Below are 19246 nucleotides of genomic sequence, written 5' to 3'. Positions count from 1 at the left end.
ATATCCTAAACATTTGGATATAGTAACAGTTTTAGTTTTTTTTATGAGCTACAGCGAGAGTAGGCTCTGACTGGTTTTTAGCCGGGACAAACAGAAATATCGGCAGGAATAAGGCAATGACGGGTGATGCTTCAAATGCGTCTGCATGCGCATACCTCATCGTATTTGGGATAAAAAAAGCCCGAGTATTCACTCGGGCTTATCGATATCTTTTTTATAACGAGACGATTAGCAAATCACTTTGATCGCTAGACCGCCTTGAGAAGTTTCGCGGTATTTCGCGTTCATGTCTTTACCAGTCTCTAGCATTGTTTCGATAACTTTATCTAGAGATACAGTAGGAGCAGAAGAACGACGTAGTGCCATACGAGTTGAGTTGATCGCTTTTACAGCTGCGATACCGTTACGCTCGATACATGGAACTTGAACCTGACCTGCAACTGGGTCACAAGTTAGACCTAGGTTGTGCTCCATCGCGATTTCTGCAGCCATACATACTTGCTCTGGACTACCACCCATAAGCTCTGCAAGGCCAGCCGCCGCCATAGAACATGCCACACCAACTTCACCCTGACAGCCAACCTCTGCACCAGAGATTGACGCGTTGCGCTTGTAAAGACCACCGATTGCGCCAGAAGCGGCAAAGTAACGGATGTAATCTTTTTCAGTCACAGTTTGGATGAACTTGTCGTAGTAAGCCAATACTGCTGGGATGATGCCACAAGCGCCGTTAGTCGGTGCGGTAACAACACGGCCACCGGCTGCGTTCTCTTCGTTTACTGCGAAAGCGAACATGTTTACCCAGTCAACAACAGACATTGGGTCGTTCGTTGTTTTCTCAGAAGTAAGCAGTTGTTGACGAAGTGCAGCTGCGCGGCGAGGTACACGTAGTGGACCAGGCAGGATGCCTTCTTCGTTCATACCGCGATCCATACATTCGCGCATCGTGCGCCAGATGTTCGCGAAGTAAGTACGAGTTTCTTCGTCTGAGTGAAGTGCTTGTTCGTTCTTCATCACTAGCGCGCTGATAGAAAGACCGCTTTCTTTACACTGGTTAACCAGCTCTTCAGCTGTTGTGAACTCGTAAGGAACCTTGATTGGGTTCTCAGCTTCTTTACCGAAGTTCTCTTCATCAACGATGAAGCCTCCACCGATAGAGTAGTAAGTTTTTGAGTACACTTTTTCGTCATCAATCCAAGCGTGGATTTGCATGCCGTTTTCGTGTAGCTCAAGGTTCGTTTTGTGGAAGTTCATTCCACCTTCACGTGGGAACGATACTGTATGACAGTGCATGCCAACAGGAAGGCGCTCAGTTTCTTCTACGCGAGCGATGAAGCCCGGAATAGAATCGATATCAACTTTCTCAGGGGAGTTGCCCGCAAGACCCATGATGATAGCAATATCTGTGTGGTGACCTTTCCCTGTCAGTGATAGTGATCCATAAACGTCAACGGTGATTTTAGTGATGTCGCGCAGTTTTCCCATTGCACGAAGATCATCAATAAACTCTTTACCCGCTTTCATTGGGCCTACAGTGTGTGAGCTTGAAGGACCAACACCGATTTTATAGATATCAAAAACACTAATCATATCGATTACCTCAGAAGAAAGCCTCCCAAGGGGAGTTGGGAGGCTTAATTTTATCGTTATATTTTTGGATTAATCATTCTGTTAAAAAACAGGGATGATTAAAGAGCGCCGTAGATTACAGAAGTAATTGCTGCAAGACCACAGATTGCTGTGAAAATTTGCACAGGTGCTGAAGTTTTGTACTTCGCCATTGCTGGAACTTTTTGCATCGCGAATACAGGCATCAAGAATAGGATTGCCGCAATCATTGGCGCGCCCATTGTTTCGATCATGCCTAGGATGCTTGGGTTAACGATAGCCACAATCCAAGTAGTGATAACGATGAACAGTAGAGAACCTTTTTCGATCTTGCTTACTGGAGATTGTGAGCGAGATTTGATTAGACCTACTAGACCTTCGTGTGCACCTAGGAAGTGACCGAAGTAGCTAGAAGTGATCGCCGCGAATGCAACCAATGGACCCATGTATGAGATCAGTGGAGATTCGTGGATGTTCGCTAGGTAAGAAAGTACAGAGATGTTTTGTTCTTTCGCAGATGCTAGTTGCTCTGGAGATAGAGAAAGTACTACAGAGAATACGAAGAACATAACAAAGCCCATTAGCATCATCGCTGCACCGCCAGTGATCATGTCTGTTTTCTTGTAAGCTTCGTCGCCGTATTGCATGCGTTGCTCTTTAGAGAACTGAGAAATGATTGGGCTGTGGTTGAATGAGAATACGATGATAGGAATTGCTAACCAAACGATAGTTGGCATTGCAGCCCAGTCTGGAGCCACTTCAATCATAGACGTGTTCCACTCAGGGATTAGGTAGAAAGACAACGCCAATAGGATGAACACTAGAGGGTAAACCATTGCTGAAGTTGCTTTCAGCATCAGTTCTTTACCGAATACTACGCCTGCTGTCATTGCTGCGATAAGCGCACCAGAAAGTAGCCAGCGAGGAATCGATTCCATGCCCATTTGGTTAACTAGGAAAGAGTCAACCGTGTTTGTGATACCAACACCGTAGATAAGTACGATTGGGTAAATAGCGAAGAAGTATGCGAACGTAATAAGGTTTGCGCCAGTTTTACCGAAGTGTTCTTCTACTGTGTCAGTGATGTCTGCTTCTGGGTTCTTAGCTGAAAGAACGAAGCGAGCTAGAGATTTGTGTGCGAACCAAGTCATTGGTGCCGCGATTAGAGCTAGGATTACTAATGGCCAAAAACCACCCGCACCAGCTTTAATAGGAAGGAAAAGTACACCTGCACCTACTGCTGTGCCGAACAGAGACAGACACCAGGTGAAGTCTTTGTAAGTAAACTTACTAGACGATTGTGCGGTAGAAACCGCAGAAGTAGTTGTATTCATTTTTGAGTTACTCATTTTGGGAACAGGAAATAAGTCGCGGGCAATTTTGCAAGATTTTACACTAGGAAAATTAGATCTAAATCATGTATTGCTCGTGCTTATTGAATGATATGTCAAAAACCTGCTTTTTATCACGAAAATGATGTGCTACTCGTGATTATTGCTAATGAGTAAAATTAGAAAAACTTATCAATGGGGCGATTTGTATAAATTTATTTCACCGCAAGCGTTTGCGGTGAAAATGGCAAATTAATCTAATGTGAATGAATGTTTATGAAGTAACGTTTTATTAATATTGATGCACATAATGATCGCATTGGTCGTACGATCATTACCGAATGAAAGAGGAGAGATTTAGCCGGAAATGATGTGCTTTTGCATCGACTCAATGATCTGTGCCGTCATGCCCCAGATGAAATGTTGACGATATGGGATAGCAAATACACGATGACTGCTTCTTTTTAACTCAAACTTACTGCTGTAGAGCTTATTTGGGTTCAAAATATGGTTGGCTGGTACCTCAAAAACCGACTCGACCTCATTTGGGTCAATATGCGTTTTGTAATCTGGAGAAATAAAGGCCAAAAATGGTGTCACATTAAATTGACTAATCGTTGGCAGTTTTGGCAACTGACCGAACACATGAATGTGTTTATCTTCTATACCGACCTCTTCATTAGTCTCACGAAGCGCCGTATTCACCAGATGGATATCTTCGGGTTCAAACTTACCGCCAGGAAAGCTGATTTGCCCTGGATGATGCCGAAGATGTTCGGCTCGCTTGGTCAAAATCACTTGTAGGCCTTCAGGTCTATCCACAAAACCAATCAGAACCGCGGCGTCTCGAAGCTGTTTACCTTTCATAAAATTCAGGCGGGCAAGAGACTCCTTGTGATACCCCGTCGGAAGATGAAATTGAAAGTTCTGCAGCAATTTTGTTTTGTCGATAACCAAACCGAATCCCTAATTTTCGTGTCTACTCATTATTATACACCCAAGATAATAACCCTAAACTCCGGAAGCGAGCGTGCTTGAGTGAGAAAATGAGTGGTGAGTGCACTCCGCCTTATTGTTAATAAAACAGTAAGCTCAAATGTTAAAGGAAAATCGCTTCACATCTAGGCAACCTTTTGCTTTGTGCTTTGTGTCTCACTCTGCCGAAGCATATTGATTTGAAACTTATAGGGTTATACACCATTCTTATTTTTAAGGCGTTGCAATGAGGTTGGTGTTTGCCAATGAAAGGGATAATCTTTACCGAGTTCATGGAGTTAGTGGAAAGCAAATTTGGACTTGAAGTGCTTGACCAAGTGCTCGAACTTTCCGATGACGAAGGGGTATATACCTCTGTCGGCAGTTATGATCACCGAGACTTAGTCAAACTGATCGTCAATCTCAGCAAAGTTTCTGATATTCCCCCAGAGCAGTTACAAGAAGTGTTTGGTGAAAGCGTATTTTTGAACCTGCTACGCTCCATTCCCAGTCATGCAAGCTTGCAGCAGTGCGACAATACCTTTCAATTTGTTCGACATGTAGAAAGCTTTATTCATGTAGAAGTTAAAAAACTTTACCCAGACGCCAATCCGCCTAAGTTCGATTTTATCAGCGAAACACAGTCAGAACTGGTGTTCGACTACCATAGTGCAAGGTGTATGGCGCATGTTTGTTTAGGGTTGCTCAAAGGCTGTGCTGCGCACTTTGGACAGGTCATTCATATTACGCATCAAAACCAAACTGAAGACGGAAGCCAAGTTCGATTTTGGCTGGAGGCACAATAAGAAGAGTATGACGGGTAACTCCTCATTAGAAAGGAAACTCAAACGAGAAATCGCCTCAAGAAAGGCGGCAGAACTGCTTTTAGAGCAAAAAAGTTATGAGCTCTACGAATCGACGCAAAAATTGAGTGTCGCGTTAAAGAAGCTAGAACTTCGATCGGAAAGCGATCTGCGCAAGTTTGAGTTTGAAGAAAAAATTGATGCCACGCTTATTCGGTTTGGACGGACATTCCTTTCCAGCACTTTCGACGAGACAATGATTGCCAGTTTTCTTGAGCAACTGACGTCCAATTCCGTTATTACCGCTTCGTATTTATACCTTGATCCTGTCCAACTCACTTCTTTACGTCGTCATCATTTCGGGCATTTGGATCTAAAAAGTGACAAACCTATCGCTCGAACACCCAATTGGCAGAATGAGGCGCTACATTTACCCATCATCATTGATGAGCGAGTCGTTGGCGAATTGATATTTTCTGTGTCGCTGGAACAAATTGAGCAAGCTTTTATCTCCAAACAAATGGAACTGGTTTCTGATTTGGTTCACGGCGTGATCAGCCGTCATCTCAGCCTTGAACGTGAAGTCGAGTTAAGAAAGCGAGCGGAAGAGTCAGAAAAAGCGACGAAAGAGTTTGTCGCAATGATTAATCACGAGTTAAGAACGCCACTTAATGGCGTACTCGGCAGCGCAGAGCTGTTAAGCAAAACTCAGTTGGGAGAAGATCAACGGCAATATCTCGGTAATTTGATTCAGTCGGGCGATTTACTTCGCGTCATCATCAACGACTTGCTCGATTTCAGCAAGATGAATGCTGGCATGATGGAAATTATCGACAAGGTTTTTGCATGGGATGATCTCGAAAAAGCCATTACGGGCGTATTTGCGGCGAAAGCGGCAGAGAAGCGCATTCATTTTTCTATCGACAAGAAGTTAGGCATTCCGGAGTTTCTGATTGGCGATTTAGAACGAATCACCCAAATCTTAGTTAATTTGATTGGGAACGCGATCAAATTTACCCATTTGGGCGGCGTGGTCTTGCGAGTCGAGTGGGTAAACGGCACTGCGTTTTTTGAGGTGGAAGATACCGGAATTGGGATACCGTTAGCGGCGCAAAGTTCGTTGTTTGACCCTTTTGTACAAGTTGACCGCTCGGCAAAACGCAGTTTTGAAGGCTCAGGTTTGGGCTTAGCGATTTGTAAGAACCTCGTGGATTTAATGCAAGGTGAGATCAGTTTCGAAAGTGAAGAGCGCAAAGGTACAACCTTTAAAGTCTCCATCCCTTTAAAAGAGGGGCAAGCTCAAGGCGCAGCGTCGGGTGAGTTGGCTGTTGTCGAACGAAGCGACTTAGCTGGGCGCTCGATATTGGTGGTGGATGATATCCGAATGAACCAAGTCATTGTGACGCAGATGCTGAAAAAGCTCGACATTACTCCTGATTTAAAAGCCAATGGTTTGGAAGCGCTAGAAGCGGTTAAAAACAAAGATTACGAATTGATATTTATGGATTGTCGAATGCCGGAAATGGATGGTTACGAAGCAACGGCTCACTTGCGACAAAAAGGCTTCGACCGTCCAATCATCGCCTTAACAGCAGGCACAACGATTGAAGAACGTCAAAAGTGCATTGATTCAGGCATGGACGATATCCTCACTAAGCCGTACACCGCAACCGATATTGAACAGATTATGTGTAAGTGGCTCGAGCAGTAGACGCTGCCTCTTAAAAAACGGATGCTTATTGGCTAACGGCTAACGGCTAACGGCTAAAGGGCATACAAACAACGCTCACAAAAACGCCTCCGTACTGGAGGCGTTTTGACTTGTTTTCGTCCGAAACCTACGATTGCAGCGCTGGCAAAATTTTTGAAAGCTTATCCAACGTTTCTTGATATTCAGAGGCACAATCGCTATCTGCAACGACGCCGCCGCCAGCCCAAGCGTACAGTTTGTGATTTTCCGCGACGAGAGTACGGATGGTGATGCTGGTATCCATACGACCATGGCGAGAAATGTAGCCAATACTGCCGCAATACGCGCTGCGTCGATGTGGCTCTAACTCTTCAATGATCTGCATTGCGCGAACTTTAGGTGCGCCGGTAATTGAACCGCCCGGGAAGCACGCTCGTAGCAAATCTGCAGGAGAATATTGCTCGTCCAAATTCGCACGAATGGTGCTCACCAAATGATGCACGGCAGGGAAGCTTTCAATATCAAACAGCTTTGGCACGTGAACGCTACCCGGTGATGCAACTCGACCAATGTCATTACGCAGCAAATCGACAATCATCAGGTTTTCTGCCTGATCTTTTTCTGCTGTCTGCAAGTCATGGGCATTAGCGTTATCTTGCTTTGGATCTTCGCTGCGTGGGCGAGTACCTTTGATTGGTTTCGTTTCAATGACGCGATCTTTGAGTTCTAAAAATCGCTCTGGAGAGATACTCAAAATCGAAGACTCAGGCATGCGGATAAACGCTGAGAATGGCGCTTGGTTGGCGGACTCCAATTTCAGATACGCTTGCCACTCGCTGCCTTGATACGGTGCGTTAAAGCGTTGCGCCAAATTGATCTGATAGCAGTCACCGCTCAACAAGTATTCTTGCACCTTGTCAAAGCGAGTGGCGTAGCTCTCTTTCGTCATGTTTGACTGCCAATCGCCAGACAGAGCGAAGTCTACGTTTTGCTCCGCTTCTTGCTTGTCTAACCATTGCCAAGCTTGCTCGATGTTCTGACCGACTAAGCATGCTTTTTTAAGTTTGTGGTCAACAACGACGGCCCATTCATACAGACCTACCGCCATATCAGGCGTGTTGAGATCCTTTTCGGCCTGTTCTGGCATTGTTTCTACGCGTCGACCTAAATCGTAACTGAAGTAACCGAGCGCTCCGCCGACAAAAGGCAAATCCAATTCTTTATTTAACTCAACGTGAGGAAGCCACTGTTCTTGCAACTGATGAAGCAGCGTGAATGGGTCATCTTGAGTTGAATAGGCATTCGATGGCGTTTCAACTTGTGTGCTGTCGGCAATGGTTTCTAACGTTGCAATTGGGTTGGCAACCAACACATCAAAGCGACTATCGATATGCGTTTTTGATGCAGAACGCAGCAACATCGCCCAAGGCTGGTGTTGAATGCGAGAAAAGAGGTGAAGAGCAAACTCTGGTGCGTATTCCAGCGCTTTAAAATCAATGAATTGATTGTCCATGTTGTTCATTTGTGTAATTTGTGACAAAGAGATCGTTCACTGCATGGCATGTCATGGGCAGCAAGAGTATCATATTCCTCTGTATAGCCAAACTCCCTCTATTCATAGGGTTTTGAGATGGTTTACAAGTAGGCGACTTCAGCGTTTCGTGTGTCGATATCAGCCGTTCGACAATTGTTTATAAAAAAACGAAGCTCAAAAGAGCAATAAGCTCAACAAACACGATTGAAGCCAAGCCAATAATGGAAGCATAACTATAACGAGGCATGTAATGACGGTAATACGCAAGCAGGATGTAATCAGCAGTGTCGCTGATGCGCTACAGTATATTTCTTACTACCACCCGCTAGACTTTGTTCAAGCTCTTGAAAAAGCCTATCACCGCGAAGAGAGTCAAGCCGCGAAAGACGCGATTGCTCAGATCCTAATTAACTCCCGAATGTCAGCAGAAGGTCACCGACCAATTTGTCAGGATACTGGCATCGTGACGTGTTTCGTCAACATCGGTATGGGCGTGCAATGGGACTCAACCGACATGACGGTTCAGCAGATGGTAGATGAAGGTGTCCGACAAGCGTATACGAACCCAGATAACCCGTTGCGTGCGTCAGTACTTATGGATCCTGCCGGTAAACGTATTAATACCAAAGACAACACGCCTGCTGTCGTACACATCAACATGGTACCGGGCGATAAAGTTGAAATTCAGATCGCAGCGAAGGGAGGCGGTAGTGAAAACAAAACTAAGATGGTGATGCTAAACCCATCTGACGATATTGCTGAGTGGGTAGAGAAAACGCTACCAACAATGGGCGCGGGCTGGTGTCCACCAGGCATGCTTGGCATTGGTATTGGCGGTACGGCTGAAAAAGCAGCAGTATTGGCAAAAGAATCTCTAATGGAACACATCGATATTCAAGAGCTTATCGACCGTGGTCCACAAAACGCAGAAGAAGAGCTTCGTCTTGATATCTTCAATCGCGTGAACAAACTTGGTATCGGCGCGCAAGGCCTTGGCGGTTTGACGACTGTTGTCGACGTTAAGATCAAAACTGCGCCAACGCACGCGGCTTCTAAGCCTGTTTGTTTGATCCCGAACTGTGCGGCGACTCGTCACGTACACTTCACGCTTGATGGCAGCGGCCCAGCAGAGCTAACGCCACCTAAACTAGAAGATTGGCCAGACATTACTTGGGAAGCTGGCGAAAATACGCGTCGCGTAAACTTAGACACGATCACTAAAGAAGAAGTACAAGAGTGGAAGACAGGCGAAACTGTTCTTCTATCAGGTAAAATTCTGACTGGTCGTGATGCTGCGCATAAACGTATTCAAGGCATGCTAGATAATGGCGAAGGTCTACCAGAAGGCGTAGATTTAAACGGTAAGTTCATTTACTACGTAGGTCCTGTCGATGCAGTTGGTGATGAGGTCGTTGGTCCTGCTGGCCCAACAACATCAACGCGTATGGATAAATTCACCGATATGATGTTAGAAAAAACCGGCATCATGGGCATGATCGGTAAAGCTGAGCGTGGCCCTGCAACGGTTGAATCTATCAAGAATCACAAAGCGGTTTACCTAATGGCTGTTGGTGGCGCGGCCTACCTTGTAGCGAAAGCGATCAAGAAAGCTCGCGTTGTTGCATTTGAAGATTTAGGTATGGAAGCGATTTACGAATTTGAAGTTGAAGATATGCCAGTAACAGTGGCTGTCGACTCAAATGGTGTTAACGCGCACCAAATCGGTCCAGACACTTGGAAAGTGAAAATTCAAGAGATGGAAGCGTAAGGTAAACGGTAATCTTACATTGTCTCAGTAGAGAGAATGTGACAAGGTGCTGATTTACCTAGCAAACATTTGACAAAAGTGCAGCGAAAACTGCACTTTTTGTCTATATAATGTAGATATAAACCTTAGGGCATAGCAATCAAACGTTATGCGAACAATAATTAGGAGACGGCATGCCTCGTTTTATTCAGATTCTACAAATTATTCTTGCTGTAGTGGTTGGTGGCTTTGTTGGCTACGACTTGATTCTTCACGGTATCAGTATTTTTGATGAGAAATACGTCACCATCACTTGTGTGCTTTGGTTTGTTCTTGAAATCGCACTCTTTGTTATCTACAAGCTGATTGAAGAAGATTAGAACATCAAGCCGCTAGTTAGAATATATAAGCCTCTGAAGTGATTCAGAGGCTTTTCCGTTTATAGGCAGCAATATTTTACACTTATCGAGGTCAGCACTCGATTGCAGATTTTGTTCATCTTTGATTAAGGTTGGTAAACTTAGACTCGTGATACTCAAGTTACTTCTATTGAAGCGTTGGGTATAAAAACTGGTGAGATAAATAAAAACTATGAAAAGAATAAAGCAAGAAGTGAACGACTTTATCAGCCGTGGTATGGATTCTAATGTAAGAATTGCGGTAACAGGGTTATCCCGAGCGGGTAAAACGGCCTTTATCACGTCTTTGGTTAATCAGTTGCTTCACACCGCCACTCACGACAATCTACCTTTATTGACCGCCGCGAGAGACAAACGCCTTATTGGTGCAAAGCGTGAACCTCAAACCAATATGATGGTGCCTCGCTTTGCTTACGACGAGGCGATGAGCCAGATTCATGCGAACCCACCACAATGGCCAGTGCCAACGCGTGATGTGAGCGAAATTCGCCTAGCTTTAAAATACAAACCAAAGAAAACGACCAAGAAGCTGCTCAGTAAAACGGCGGTTCTCAATGTTGACATCATCGACTATCCGGGTGAATGGCTATTGGACTTGCCTTTGCTCGATATGAATTTTTTGAGTTGGTCTCAAACGCAGTTTGACGCGCTGAAAGGCAAACGCAAAGAGTTAGCTCAAGCATGGCTTGCAGAGCTCGAACAGATCGAGCTCAATGCGGATGCAGATGAAAAACAGCTAGAGAAAGTGGCTCACGCTTACACGGATTATCTCCATGCTTGTAAAGATGCTGGGCTGCACTGGGTTCAGCCAGGACGATTTGTGTTACCAGGAGAGCTTGCTGGTGCACCGGTGTTGCAGTTCTTTCCTTGTCGATTTGAACCGGAAAGCAAAGCGCCTAAAGGCAGCAATTTAGCCATGTTAGAAGCGCGTTTTCATGAATATCAGCAAAAAGTCGTGAAAGCGTTTTATAAGCACCATTTTGCAACATTTGACCGCCAAATTGTGCTGGTGGATTGTTTACAGCCACTTAATGCTGGCGACGAGGCGTTTTATGATATGCGTCAGGCTCTTGAGCAGATAATGCACAGCTTTCGTTATGGTCGCAGTAGCTTTTTACGTCGTTTGTTCTCGCCAAAAATAGACAAAGTGCTATTTGCCGCCACCAAGGCCGATCACGTGACACCAGATCAGCATCCGCATCTTGTTTCTCTACTGCAACAAATGGTGCACCCAGCATGGCAAACCGCTGCTTATGAGAACATTGAAATGAGTTGTATGAGCATTGCTTCCATCCAAGCGACCACTTCTGGGTTTATTACCTCAGGCGACAAAACCATTTCTGCGTTACAAGGGACGACCTTAAACGGTGAGGCAATGACGATGTTCCCAGGAGAGGTGCCGAAGAAGCTACCCAATGCTGCCTATTGGCAAAACAGTGGTTTCGACTTTACTTCCTTCCGCCCTATGCCGTCAGCAAGTGATGAACCGATGAAACACATACGTCTAGATAAAGCACTGGATTATCTGCTAGGAGACAAATTGAAATGAGTGAATTGAAGCAGAAACAAATTTTCTCTGATAAAGCACTAGAGAAAGAGCAGCAATCGGATTCACCAGAGTTAACGGCGCAAAAGACATTCAGTGAAAAAGAAACTTTTGTACCAGTAAAGATAGAAGAAGATCGAATTGAAACCGAACAAGAACTGCAACTTGAACACGTGATTCGTCCTAGGCCGGGCAGAAAATGGCTCGCAACCGGCGTGTTTGCTACTTTTGCCGGATTGGTCGGGTGGCAGGCTGTAGACTCATTTGTCACTGCGGTGCAAACAGCTGACTGGCTAGCATTAGGTTGGGCGGGTTTCATTACTGCAGTGGCTTCATTGGGCCTAGGTGCTATCGGTAAAGAACTCTGGAAGCTACGTAAATTAAGAAATCATTTCAGCATTCAAGAAGAAGCCGAACTGCTCGTTCACAGTGACAGTGTGGGTAAAGGCAAGGTGTTTTGCGAAAAGGTGGCGGAACAGAGTGGTGTATTAGCAGAAAACCCAGGCTTTGATCGCTGGCAGAACAGCATTAACCCAGCACACAGTGATGCGGAAATCCTCGATATGTACGATTCTATGGTCGTTAGTCAACAAGACAAGCTCGCTACAAAAGTGGTTTCTCAGCACGCGACTGAGTCTGCTGCGTTAGTTGCGGTAAGTCCACTCGCCGCCGCTGATATGTTGCTGGTGGCGTGGCGAAACTTCAAAATGATCGATAACTTATCCAAAGTGTATGGCGTTGAATTAGGTTATGCTTCGCGCATCAAGCTATTGAGAGCGGTATTCGTCAATATGGCAGCGGCAGGCGCAAGTGAGTTAGCCATTGACGCTGGTATGGATTTGATGTCGATGGATCTTGCTGGCAAAGTATCTGCTCGTGCAGGGCAGGGGCTCGGCGTGGGGATTCTTACTGCGCGTTTAGGATTGAAAGCAATGGCCTTACTGCGTCCGCTTCCTTGGTATCCTGATCGCCAAGTCAAACTCGGGACTATCCGCAAAGCCGTGGTGGCTAAAGTTGCATCAATCACTATGAAACCATAACGAATATCACCTTTGACCGATAGGATTGCTTGACGCCAATACAAGCTTGATAGAAACTACTGTCAACTTTTCCTGACAGTTGTGAATTGGGATATTTTCAGTGCGTCTTGAAGTCTTATGTGAAGATAGACTCGGTCTTACCCGAGAACTGCTCGATATTTTAGCGTCTAAAAGTATCGACTTACGTGGTATTGAAATCGATATCAGTGGCATCATCTATTTAAATTGCCCAGATATTGATTTTGATACTTTTAGTGAGTTGATGGCTGAAATCCGCCGTATTCCGGGGGTTAAAGACGTACGTAAAATCCAATTTATGCCAATGGAGCGCCACAACACTGAGCTGCTTTCGTTGGTTGATAATTTGCCGGACCCGGTTTTTGCAATCGACCTCAAAGGTGCTGTCGATATGGCGAACATGTCTGCTTTGTCGCTACTCGGCCTGCATAAACAAGAAGTCATTGGCACTCAGATTGGTGCGCTATTACCAAGCGTCCGTTTCTCTCGTTGGTCTGAAGGCGTGAACGCTCGTACTCGTGAAAACCTAGTCATTGATGGGTTGGATTACATCTTAGAGCTCATGCCTGTCTATATCAGAGACGAAGCGCAGAATTCTACGCTTGCAAGCACTTTGATGACGATTCGAACAAGCCAGCACGGCACGCAAATCGAAGAAAGACTACCGTTGCATAATCCATTGGGTTTTGAGCACTTCGTAGGAATATCAAACCGACATAAAGCCTTGATTAATCAGGCTAAGAAGCTTTCTGTTCTGGATCAACCGCTACTAATCGAAGGTGAAACAGGTACTGGCAAAGAAATGCTCGCAAAAGCCTGTCATAGTCGTTCAAGCCGTGCGAGTAAACCATTCCTTGTGTTGAGCTGTGCATCCATGCCAGATGACGTTGCAGAAACCGAGCTGTTTGGTCATGCGCCGGGTTCATTCAATCACGAACAAGGCCACAAAGGTATTTTTGAACAGGCAAATGGCGGTACGGTATTTCTTGATGAAATTGGTGAGATGAGTGCTCATCTGCAAATCAAACTTCTTCGTTTTCTACAAGATGGTAACTTCCGTCGTGTTGGTGCAGAAGATGAAATGCATGTAGATGTTCGCATTATTGCTTCGACAAAACATAACCTTGCTGAGCTTTCTGAAGCGGGTATGTTCCGTGAAGATTTGTATTATCGCCTCAATGTACTGACGCTAAGCATTCCTCCACTGCGCAAGCGCTCGAATGATGTGGCACCTTTGCTAGATTTGTTCGTGACAAAACACGCGCAGCAGCTGGGTATCGATAAGCCGGGGCTGGATGACGGTTTGGTTGATGCTCTGGCCAGCTACCAATGGCCGGGTAACATGCGTCAGCTAGATAATATGGTGTTGCGAGCGCTAACAGAAATGGATGGTCATTTACTGAAAGCCGAACATTTTAATTTGCCACAGCCGCAGTCAGTTGGCGGGGGCAGTGCAACGCTTAATATTGATGGTTCTTTGGACGAGATCATGCGTGATTATGAATCCCAGGTGTTGGAGCGTTTGTACCAGTCGTTCCCGTCAAGCCGTAAGTTAGCGAAGCGTTTGAACGTATCGCATACGTCTATTGCGAATAAGTTACGTGACTATGGGATTCGTAAGAATTAACGCGAGTAATCAAGAAAAGGGAAGTTGTCGTTTGTAATGGAAGATCATAGTTCATCAATCGCCGTTCACAAGTTGGACGGCGACTTGCTTCTACGAACCGCTGAAATCGGTGATGCCGATATGATCGCGGCGTATTTTCAATCTAATCGCGATTATTTGAAGCCATTTGAACCAAAGCGAGAAGAGGCGTTTTTCTCTGTTAATGGTTGGCTCCAAAAACTGATTAAGTTGAATGAGCTCCATCGCATGGGGCTTGGCTACTATTGCTTGCTAATTCATGTTGATACAGGGCGCATGCTAGGAACGATTTCATTCAGCAGTATGAGTCGTTTTCCATTTTATAGCTGTAACGTTGGCTATTCCTTGGCGGAAGAGGCACAAGGTCACGGCTATATGCGTCGTGGGTTAAAAATGGCATGCGACTACATGTTTAACGTGCAAAAAATGCATCGTATCCAAGCCGGCTATATGCCTCATAACAAACGCAGTGAAGCTGTGCTAGAGTTTGTCGGGTTTAGCAAAGAAGGTTACGCAAAAGATTACCTTTTGATCAATGGTGAATGGCAAGACCATGTGCTGACATCATTAACTAACCCTCATTGGCAGCAAGAAGGGCGCTAATATGGTTCGATTAGAAAAGCAGTTAGCATTACTCATTGAACTTGATAAGCTCAAAAGCGTATTGCGTCGTACTCGGGTGAAAAGCGCCGAAGGTCGTCTTGAAAACAGCGGTGAGCACAGTTGGCACGTCGCATTGATGGCAGTCTTAATGGAAGAGCACGCAAATGCGCCAGTCGATATCTGTCGAGTGATGAAAATGCTATTGATACATGACGTTGTTGAGATCGACGCAGGCGACACGTTTGTTTATGATACTGCAGCTTCAAAAGAGCAAGCAGAAAAAGAAATAAAAGCCGCTGAACGCTTATTTGGTATGTTACCAACAGATCAAGGGCAAGAATTATTAGCGCTTTGGCAAGAATTTGAAGCCGCGCAGAGTGATGATGCAAAATATGCAAAAGCGCTTGATCGTTTAATTCCGATGCTCTTGAACTACCATAACAATGGTCAAAGTTGGAAAGAGAATAGTGTAACGCGTGAACAGGCGCTTACCATTAATAAACGAATTGAATTTGGCTCTGTTACCTTGTGGGACAAAGCGAAAGAGTTGATTGAAGAAGCCACAGAGAAAGGTTGGCTGAAATCGTAATAAAGGAGACTGAATGTCTTATTTGCCTTTGGATGAATACCAAAGAAAATGGATTTTTACGCATCAGTCGATGCCAGTGCCAGAAGAAGATTTGGCATTTATCAAGCCGATGAGCCAAGCTCGTTCTGCGCAATTTTGGAAAGAGAACATTAGCGCGCAAAGCCCTGATATGGACCGCCTAAGCTCACAAGATTGGCCGATGAGTGAATCAAATTGGTTAGAATCTGTAGATTGGATGGCTGCATGGGAATCGGATGAGCCTGAAATGCCACAAGAAGTTAATGCACATATCGATTGGCAAGATGATGTGACCGTATATTTCTGTTACGAAAAGTACAATGTCATAGAAACAAAATGGTCGATTTTTAAAAAGCATTGGAAGAACTTTTTGTTCTATGATGATGGTCCTATTCTTATTGGTCGTCGCCGCTCGCAAGCACTGTGGTTTGACTCAAAAGGAATGGTTAAACTTGGTGAGCGTCACTAACTCATCACCCGCTCATGATACTAGCCACCAACCAGGTGGCTTTTGTTTTTTTAAAGACTTGATAAAGGGCTTAGGACTCCGCCTGCACCTCTCTCAATCACGTGGGTATATATTTGTGTGGTCTTTACATCGGTGTGGCCAAGCTGCTCTTGCACTGTTCTAATATCGGCACCAGATTCCAATAAATGCGTTGCAAAGCTATGTCTTAACGTGTGACAGGTGACAGTTTTTTCTATGCTTGCATCGAGCGCGGAGCGCTTTACCGCTCTTTGAATAGCGCTTTCATTTATATGATGTCTTCGCAGTTGCCCTGTCTCTTTGTCGACACTTAACTTATTGGATGGAAACAAAAAGTGCCAATTGAAATCTAGTTCTGCATTCGGATATTTACGGCGTAAACCTTCAGAGATGTAAACACCTGCGTATCCGGGTACATGCCGGTCCTTGAAGTAGTAGTTTCTTGCTAAGTTCATCTGCGATTTTAGCGGCTCATGGAGCTCTTTCGCCAATGTGACCGTACGGTTTTTTCCACCTTTCCCTTGCCAGACTCTCACTGCACCATAGTCATAATCTATGTCTTGGATTCTTAGTCTAAGGCATTCCATAATTCGAAGCCCAGAACCGTATAGGAGTTGGATGTGAAGCCTATATCTCGGATCGATATGTTGCACAAACTTGCGGACTTCATCACGAGTCAAAACAACAGGGAGCTTCTTTTCCGTCAGTGATTTTTGGAACCTCATATCCAGGGAAAGCGGGGTTTTAAAAAAGTCTCGATATAAAAACGAAATAGCATTCAGCGCCAATGCTTGAGTTTTGACTGCAACTTTTTCATCGATAGCGAGGTGGCTGAGAAATCGAATAACGTCGTCTTCAGATAACTTCGATGGATGAGCAAGCTGGTGGAATACGATAAAGCGCTTTATCCAGAATAGGTAACTCTCGATAGTTTTGTTGGCATAATGGCGAGTAAGCATATGCTCTTTTACACTTAGCAGAAACTGACTTTTCATAATATTATAAGGCTGTTTATTTATACAGGTGTTGTAATTTATCAATACTGGCCCAGTTATCATGCTTTTTGCCGTCTAATTGCGTGTTCAAACACACATATTCATACTACTTTTCTATTTGTTTCATGAAGGTAAGTGCTAGGATTTACTTTTCTTTTGTCAGGAAAGAAGGCGGTAGCGTGCGAGAAAGGCCGCTATTTGCGGTATAGAAAGCGTTAGCACTGGATTGGGATCAAAGGTTAAAAGTTTCTGTGTTTATTGGTCTCTTTTCCTAACTTTACACCTGATCAAATGTGCCTTTCACGTCCGTTCCGGTGGCACTAGATGTGAAGTTTTCGCTGTGAGTTTATCGTTTACGGTTTCTAACTTTCGGGCTACTTCTCTGGTGTTGTTTCTTTGGCGCTGAGAAATTTTCGGCAAAACAAGCGTTTCTTTGTCGCTGTTGTTCAAGTTCGAAGCCCGTATTCTTTGCTAATTTGAAAGCGGTGAAAAAGGGCAGTTAAGCATGTTTTTCTTCTAGCCAACTTACGTCTTGAAGTTAGTTTTCTGTTTGGCAGCTGCCAGTTTGGTTTCAGTGTTTTTAGTCATAAATTTCGTGCTATATTTCAATGCCTTGGCGTGCGCCAAAGGCTTAAAGGGCAGCGTGCTAACAAACAGTTCAAGTGGGATTCAGCACGCGTGGCACTTTTGGTATGCGTTGGTTTCGGTGTTGAAGTGCCATGCAGTAACATCGTTATTGCGTGCTTCACCCCTTAACTGGGCGTTAGCACTATGAAACTACACAGTAATCAAAAAGGGTTTGTATGTTAGAACAGGTTAAGAATCATATACTAGGTTACAGTGTTACTTTAGCCATAGGTACAGCTACAGTTGTTTCCTCAGCTATTTATTTTCTCGTTATTCAGGACATGGAAAGGGAGGTTACGTTTACGACAAGTAAAAACGTAGCTCTACAGCAACAGATAAGTACACTTCAAACAACCATTACAGATATTACTCAAATTAGCGATAAAAGAACAAATGAACGACTGAAAGAGTACAAGGAAATCTATGTCATCAAAGAGAACTTATTAAAAAGTAGAGTAAATGAGCTCGAAATGTCGCTCAGTTCATGTAAGAAGTCACTCGATATTTCAGACTCTTATGGGAATAAAACTAGTGAAGCTTACAAGAGCTTTGTTAGCTATCTGCGAACACTTAAAAAACAGGAAACTTCAGTTGCCAATGAGTTATCAGTCCTGCACAAGACATTGTTAAGGATAAAGAAAGAATACAATTACAGACAAGCTGAATGTGATAAACAGGAAAAAAACTTGGGAAATATCTGTGAATTAGCCAGTTCTCAGTTGGGGGAAATATCAGCTATTGAATCAGAGATAGAGACAAAGAGAGTTTACCTTGACAATCTATCAGAACAATTACTTAAGCTAAACACTCATCAATAGTGCTAACAAAGCATTTAAGAGTGATTCATAACGCTTGGCATTTTTCATTCCATCGTTGAGTTCAGTGTTTACGGTGGTATGGTTGGATTTCGTGGTTGCGTTACTCACACCTTAATGCGGCGTTAAGTGCCTTGTCAGCTATGAGGATAATATTGTAATGCAGCTTATTTTTGGTGACCCATATTATGATTCTGATAACTGGGATGAAAATCAGTACTTGAACGAGCTTGAAGGATGGCTTCGAGAGTATGATGAAAGCCTGCAATTACACCATGTAGACACGGGGCATGGTGCGGATTTCCCTGCAATTCTTGTTGAGTTTTTTGATAGCCTAGATTGGACGGTTGTATCGGCTTCATCTGTTGCTGGCGTTTTTATGCTTGGCGACAAGATTAACAAAAACCTTGAAGCGTGGATTTCGATCGGTAAAAAATTATCCTCGCTAATTGAAAAATGTAATCCAACTAGGGTTAGTGAAGATGCGGCGATTTGTTGGGTAATTAATGAGTTAAGTAGCCAAGATGTTCCTTTTCAAGATCTCGATGTACGCTTACAGGTTGTTCAGTTTTCTAAGGGACCTCGTAAAAGTAATTTGAAACTAGAAGCGAATCCGGATTGTTTATACATCATTACGGTACAGACGAGTAACAAAGTATTTGTGTACGGTCTCAAGTCGAATTTGAAGGTTGAATTTAAGAAGGAGTTTGATACTGCTTGGCATGAGTTCTAGGCACTTAACAAACTGTTCAAGAG

Annotated in this window: 17 protein-coding genes; 12 read left to right on the top strand and 5 right to left on the bottom strand. The window is 44.3% G+C overall.

The genetic code is table 11. From position 1 onward, the window contains the following. Positions 1–228: 228 nt before the first annotated feature. The 3 genes from BIW15_RS19210 to BIW15_RS19200 all read right to left on the bottom strand — a co-directional run bounded on the left by BIW15_RS19210 (position 229) and on the right by BIW15_RS19200 (position 3896). Positions 229–1590 (bottom strand): L-serine ammonia-lyase, encoded by a 1362-nt coding sequence (locus BIW15_RS19210; protein WP_005483216.1) that lies wholly within the window; start codon positions 1588–1590, stop codon positions 229–231. Between the two features lie 98 nt (positions 1591–1688). After that, positions 1689–2942 carry a serine transporter gene (locus BIW15_RS19205; protein ID WP_005458812.1) on the bottom strand — a complete coding sequence of 418 codons (1254 nt, stop codon included), beginning with the start codon at positions 2940–2942 and terminating at the stop codon, positions 1689–1691. Between the two features lie 354 nt (positions 2943–3296). Beyond that, complete coding sequence (locus BIW15_RS19200) at positions 3297–3896, bottom strand: CoA pyrophosphatase (RefSeq protein ID WP_020840865.1); 600 nt, start codon at positions 3894–3896, stop codon at positions 3297–3299. A gap of 284 nt (positions 3897–4180) precedes the next feature. Between BIW15_RS19200 and BIW15_RS19195 the strand changes: the two genes are divergently transcribed. Both BIW15_RS19195 and BIW15_RS19190 read left to right on the top strand, forming a co-directional pair. Next, the gene (locus tag BIW15_RS19195; protein WP_015296942.1) at positions 4181–4720 is read left to right on the top strand and encodes a heme NO-binding domain-containing protein; all 540 of its coding nucleotides are present in this window, start codon (positions 4181–4183) and stop codon (positions 4718–4720) included. Between the two features lie 7 nt (positions 4721–4727). Further along, positions 4728–6428 carry an ATP-binding protein gene (locus BIW15_RS19190; protein WP_005458818.1) on the top strand — a complete coding sequence of 567 codons (1701 nt, stop codon included), beginning with the start codon at positions 4728–4730 and terminating at the stop codon, positions 6426–6428. Positions 6429–6555: 127 nt separating this feature from the next. On the opposite strand, the gene pabB is transcribed toward BIW15_RS19190, so the two are convergent. Further along, a complete protein-coding gene (gene pabB, locus BIW15_RS19185; protein WP_077281468.1) occupies positions 6556–7920 on the bottom strand; it encodes an aminodeoxychorismate synthase component I in 1365 nt (454 codons plus the stop codon). Positions 7921–8191: 271 nt separating this feature from the next. Between pabB and BIW15_RS19180 the strand changes: the two genes are divergently transcribed. The 8 genes from BIW15_RS19180 to BIW15_RS19145 all read left to right on the top strand — a co-directional run bounded on the left by BIW15_RS19180 (position 8192) and on the right by BIW15_RS19145 (position 16035). Next, positions 8192–9709 carry a fumarate hydratase gene (locus BIW15_RS19180; RefSeq protein WP_005376905.1) on the top strand — a complete coding sequence of 506 codons (1518 nt, stop codon included), beginning with the start codon at positions 8192–8194 and terminating at the stop codon, positions 9707–9709. A gap of 173 nt (positions 9710–9882) precedes the next feature. Beyond that, positions 9883–10068, top strand: coding sequence for a hypothetical protein (locus tag BIW15_RS19175; protein WP_005458825.1), 186 nt, complete (start codon positions 9883–9885; stop codon positions 10066–10068). 211 nt (positions 10069–10279) lie between these two features. Next, positions 10280–11656 (top strand): YcjX family protein, encoded by a 1377-nt coding sequence (locus BIW15_RS19170; protein WP_015296940.1) that lies wholly within the window; start codon positions 10280–10282, stop codon positions 11654–11656. Beyond that, entirely contained in the window at positions 11653–12693 is a 1041-nt protein-coding gene (locus BIW15_RS19165) for a YcjF family protein (protein WP_069535772.1), read from the top strand. Before BIW15_RS19170 ends, BIW15_RS19165 begins: the two co-directional genes overlap by 4 nt. Positions 12694–12793: 100 nt before the next feature. Beyond that, positions 12794–14338: a transcriptional regulator TyrR gene (tyrR, locus tag BIW15_RS19160; protein WP_025572249.1), complete on the top strand. Its 1545-nt coding sequence runs from the start codon at positions 12794–12796 to the stop codon at positions 14336–14338. A 36-nt stretch (positions 14339–14374) separates the two neighbouring features. Next, positions 14375–14959, top strand: coding sequence for a ribosomal protein S5-alanine N-acetyltransferase (gene rimJ, locus BIW15_RS19155; RefSeq protein WP_005458831.1), 585 nt, complete (start codon positions 14375–14377; stop codon positions 14957–14959). Position 14960: 1 nt separating this feature from the next. Next, positions 14961–15548 (top strand): HD domain-containing protein, encoded by a 588-nt coding sequence (locus tag BIW15_RS19150; protein ID WP_005458832.1) that lies wholly within the window; start codon positions 14961–14963, stop codon positions 15546–15548. Between the two features lie 13 nt (positions 15549–15561). Then, positions 15562–16035: a DUF2947 domain-containing protein gene (locus BIW15_RS19145; protein ID WP_025441687.1), complete on the top strand. Its 474-nt coding sequence runs from the start codon at positions 15562–15564 to the stop codon at positions 16033–16035. Between the two features lie 50 nt (positions 16036–16085). Here the strand turns inward: BIW15_RS19145 and BIW15_RS19140 are convergent, their stop codons facing one another. Next, a complete protein-coding gene (locus tag BIW15_RS19140; RefSeq protein ID WP_077281517.1) occupies positions 16086–17048 on the bottom strand; it encodes an integron integrase in 963 nt (320 codons plus the stop codon). An 803-nt stretch (positions 17049–17851) separates the two neighbouring features. Between BIW15_RS19140 and BIW15_RS19125 the strand changes: the two genes are divergently transcribed. Both BIW15_RS19125 and BIW15_RS19120 read left to right on the top strand, forming a co-directional pair. After that, positions 17852–18493 carry a hypothetical protein gene (locus BIW15_RS19125; protein ID WP_025795258.1) on the top strand — a complete coding sequence of 214 codons (642 nt, stop codon included), beginning with the start codon at positions 17852–17854 and terminating at the stop codon, positions 18491–18493. A 157-nt stretch (positions 18494–18650) separates the two neighbouring features. Then, a complete protein-coding gene (locus BIW15_RS19120) occupies positions 18651–19223 on the top strand; it encodes a hypothetical protein (protein WP_077281466.1) in 573 nt (190 codons plus the stop codon). Positions 19224–19246: the final 23 nt, after the last annotated feature.

Source organism: Vibrio sp. SALL6, assembly GCF_002002385.1.
In the GTDB taxonomy this organism is placed as follows: domain Bacteria; phylum Pseudomonadota; class Gammaproteobacteria; order Enterobacterales; family Vibrionaceae; genus Vibrio; species Vibrio parahaemolyticus.
This window is presented reverse-complemented; position numbering and strand designations above follow the sequence as displayed.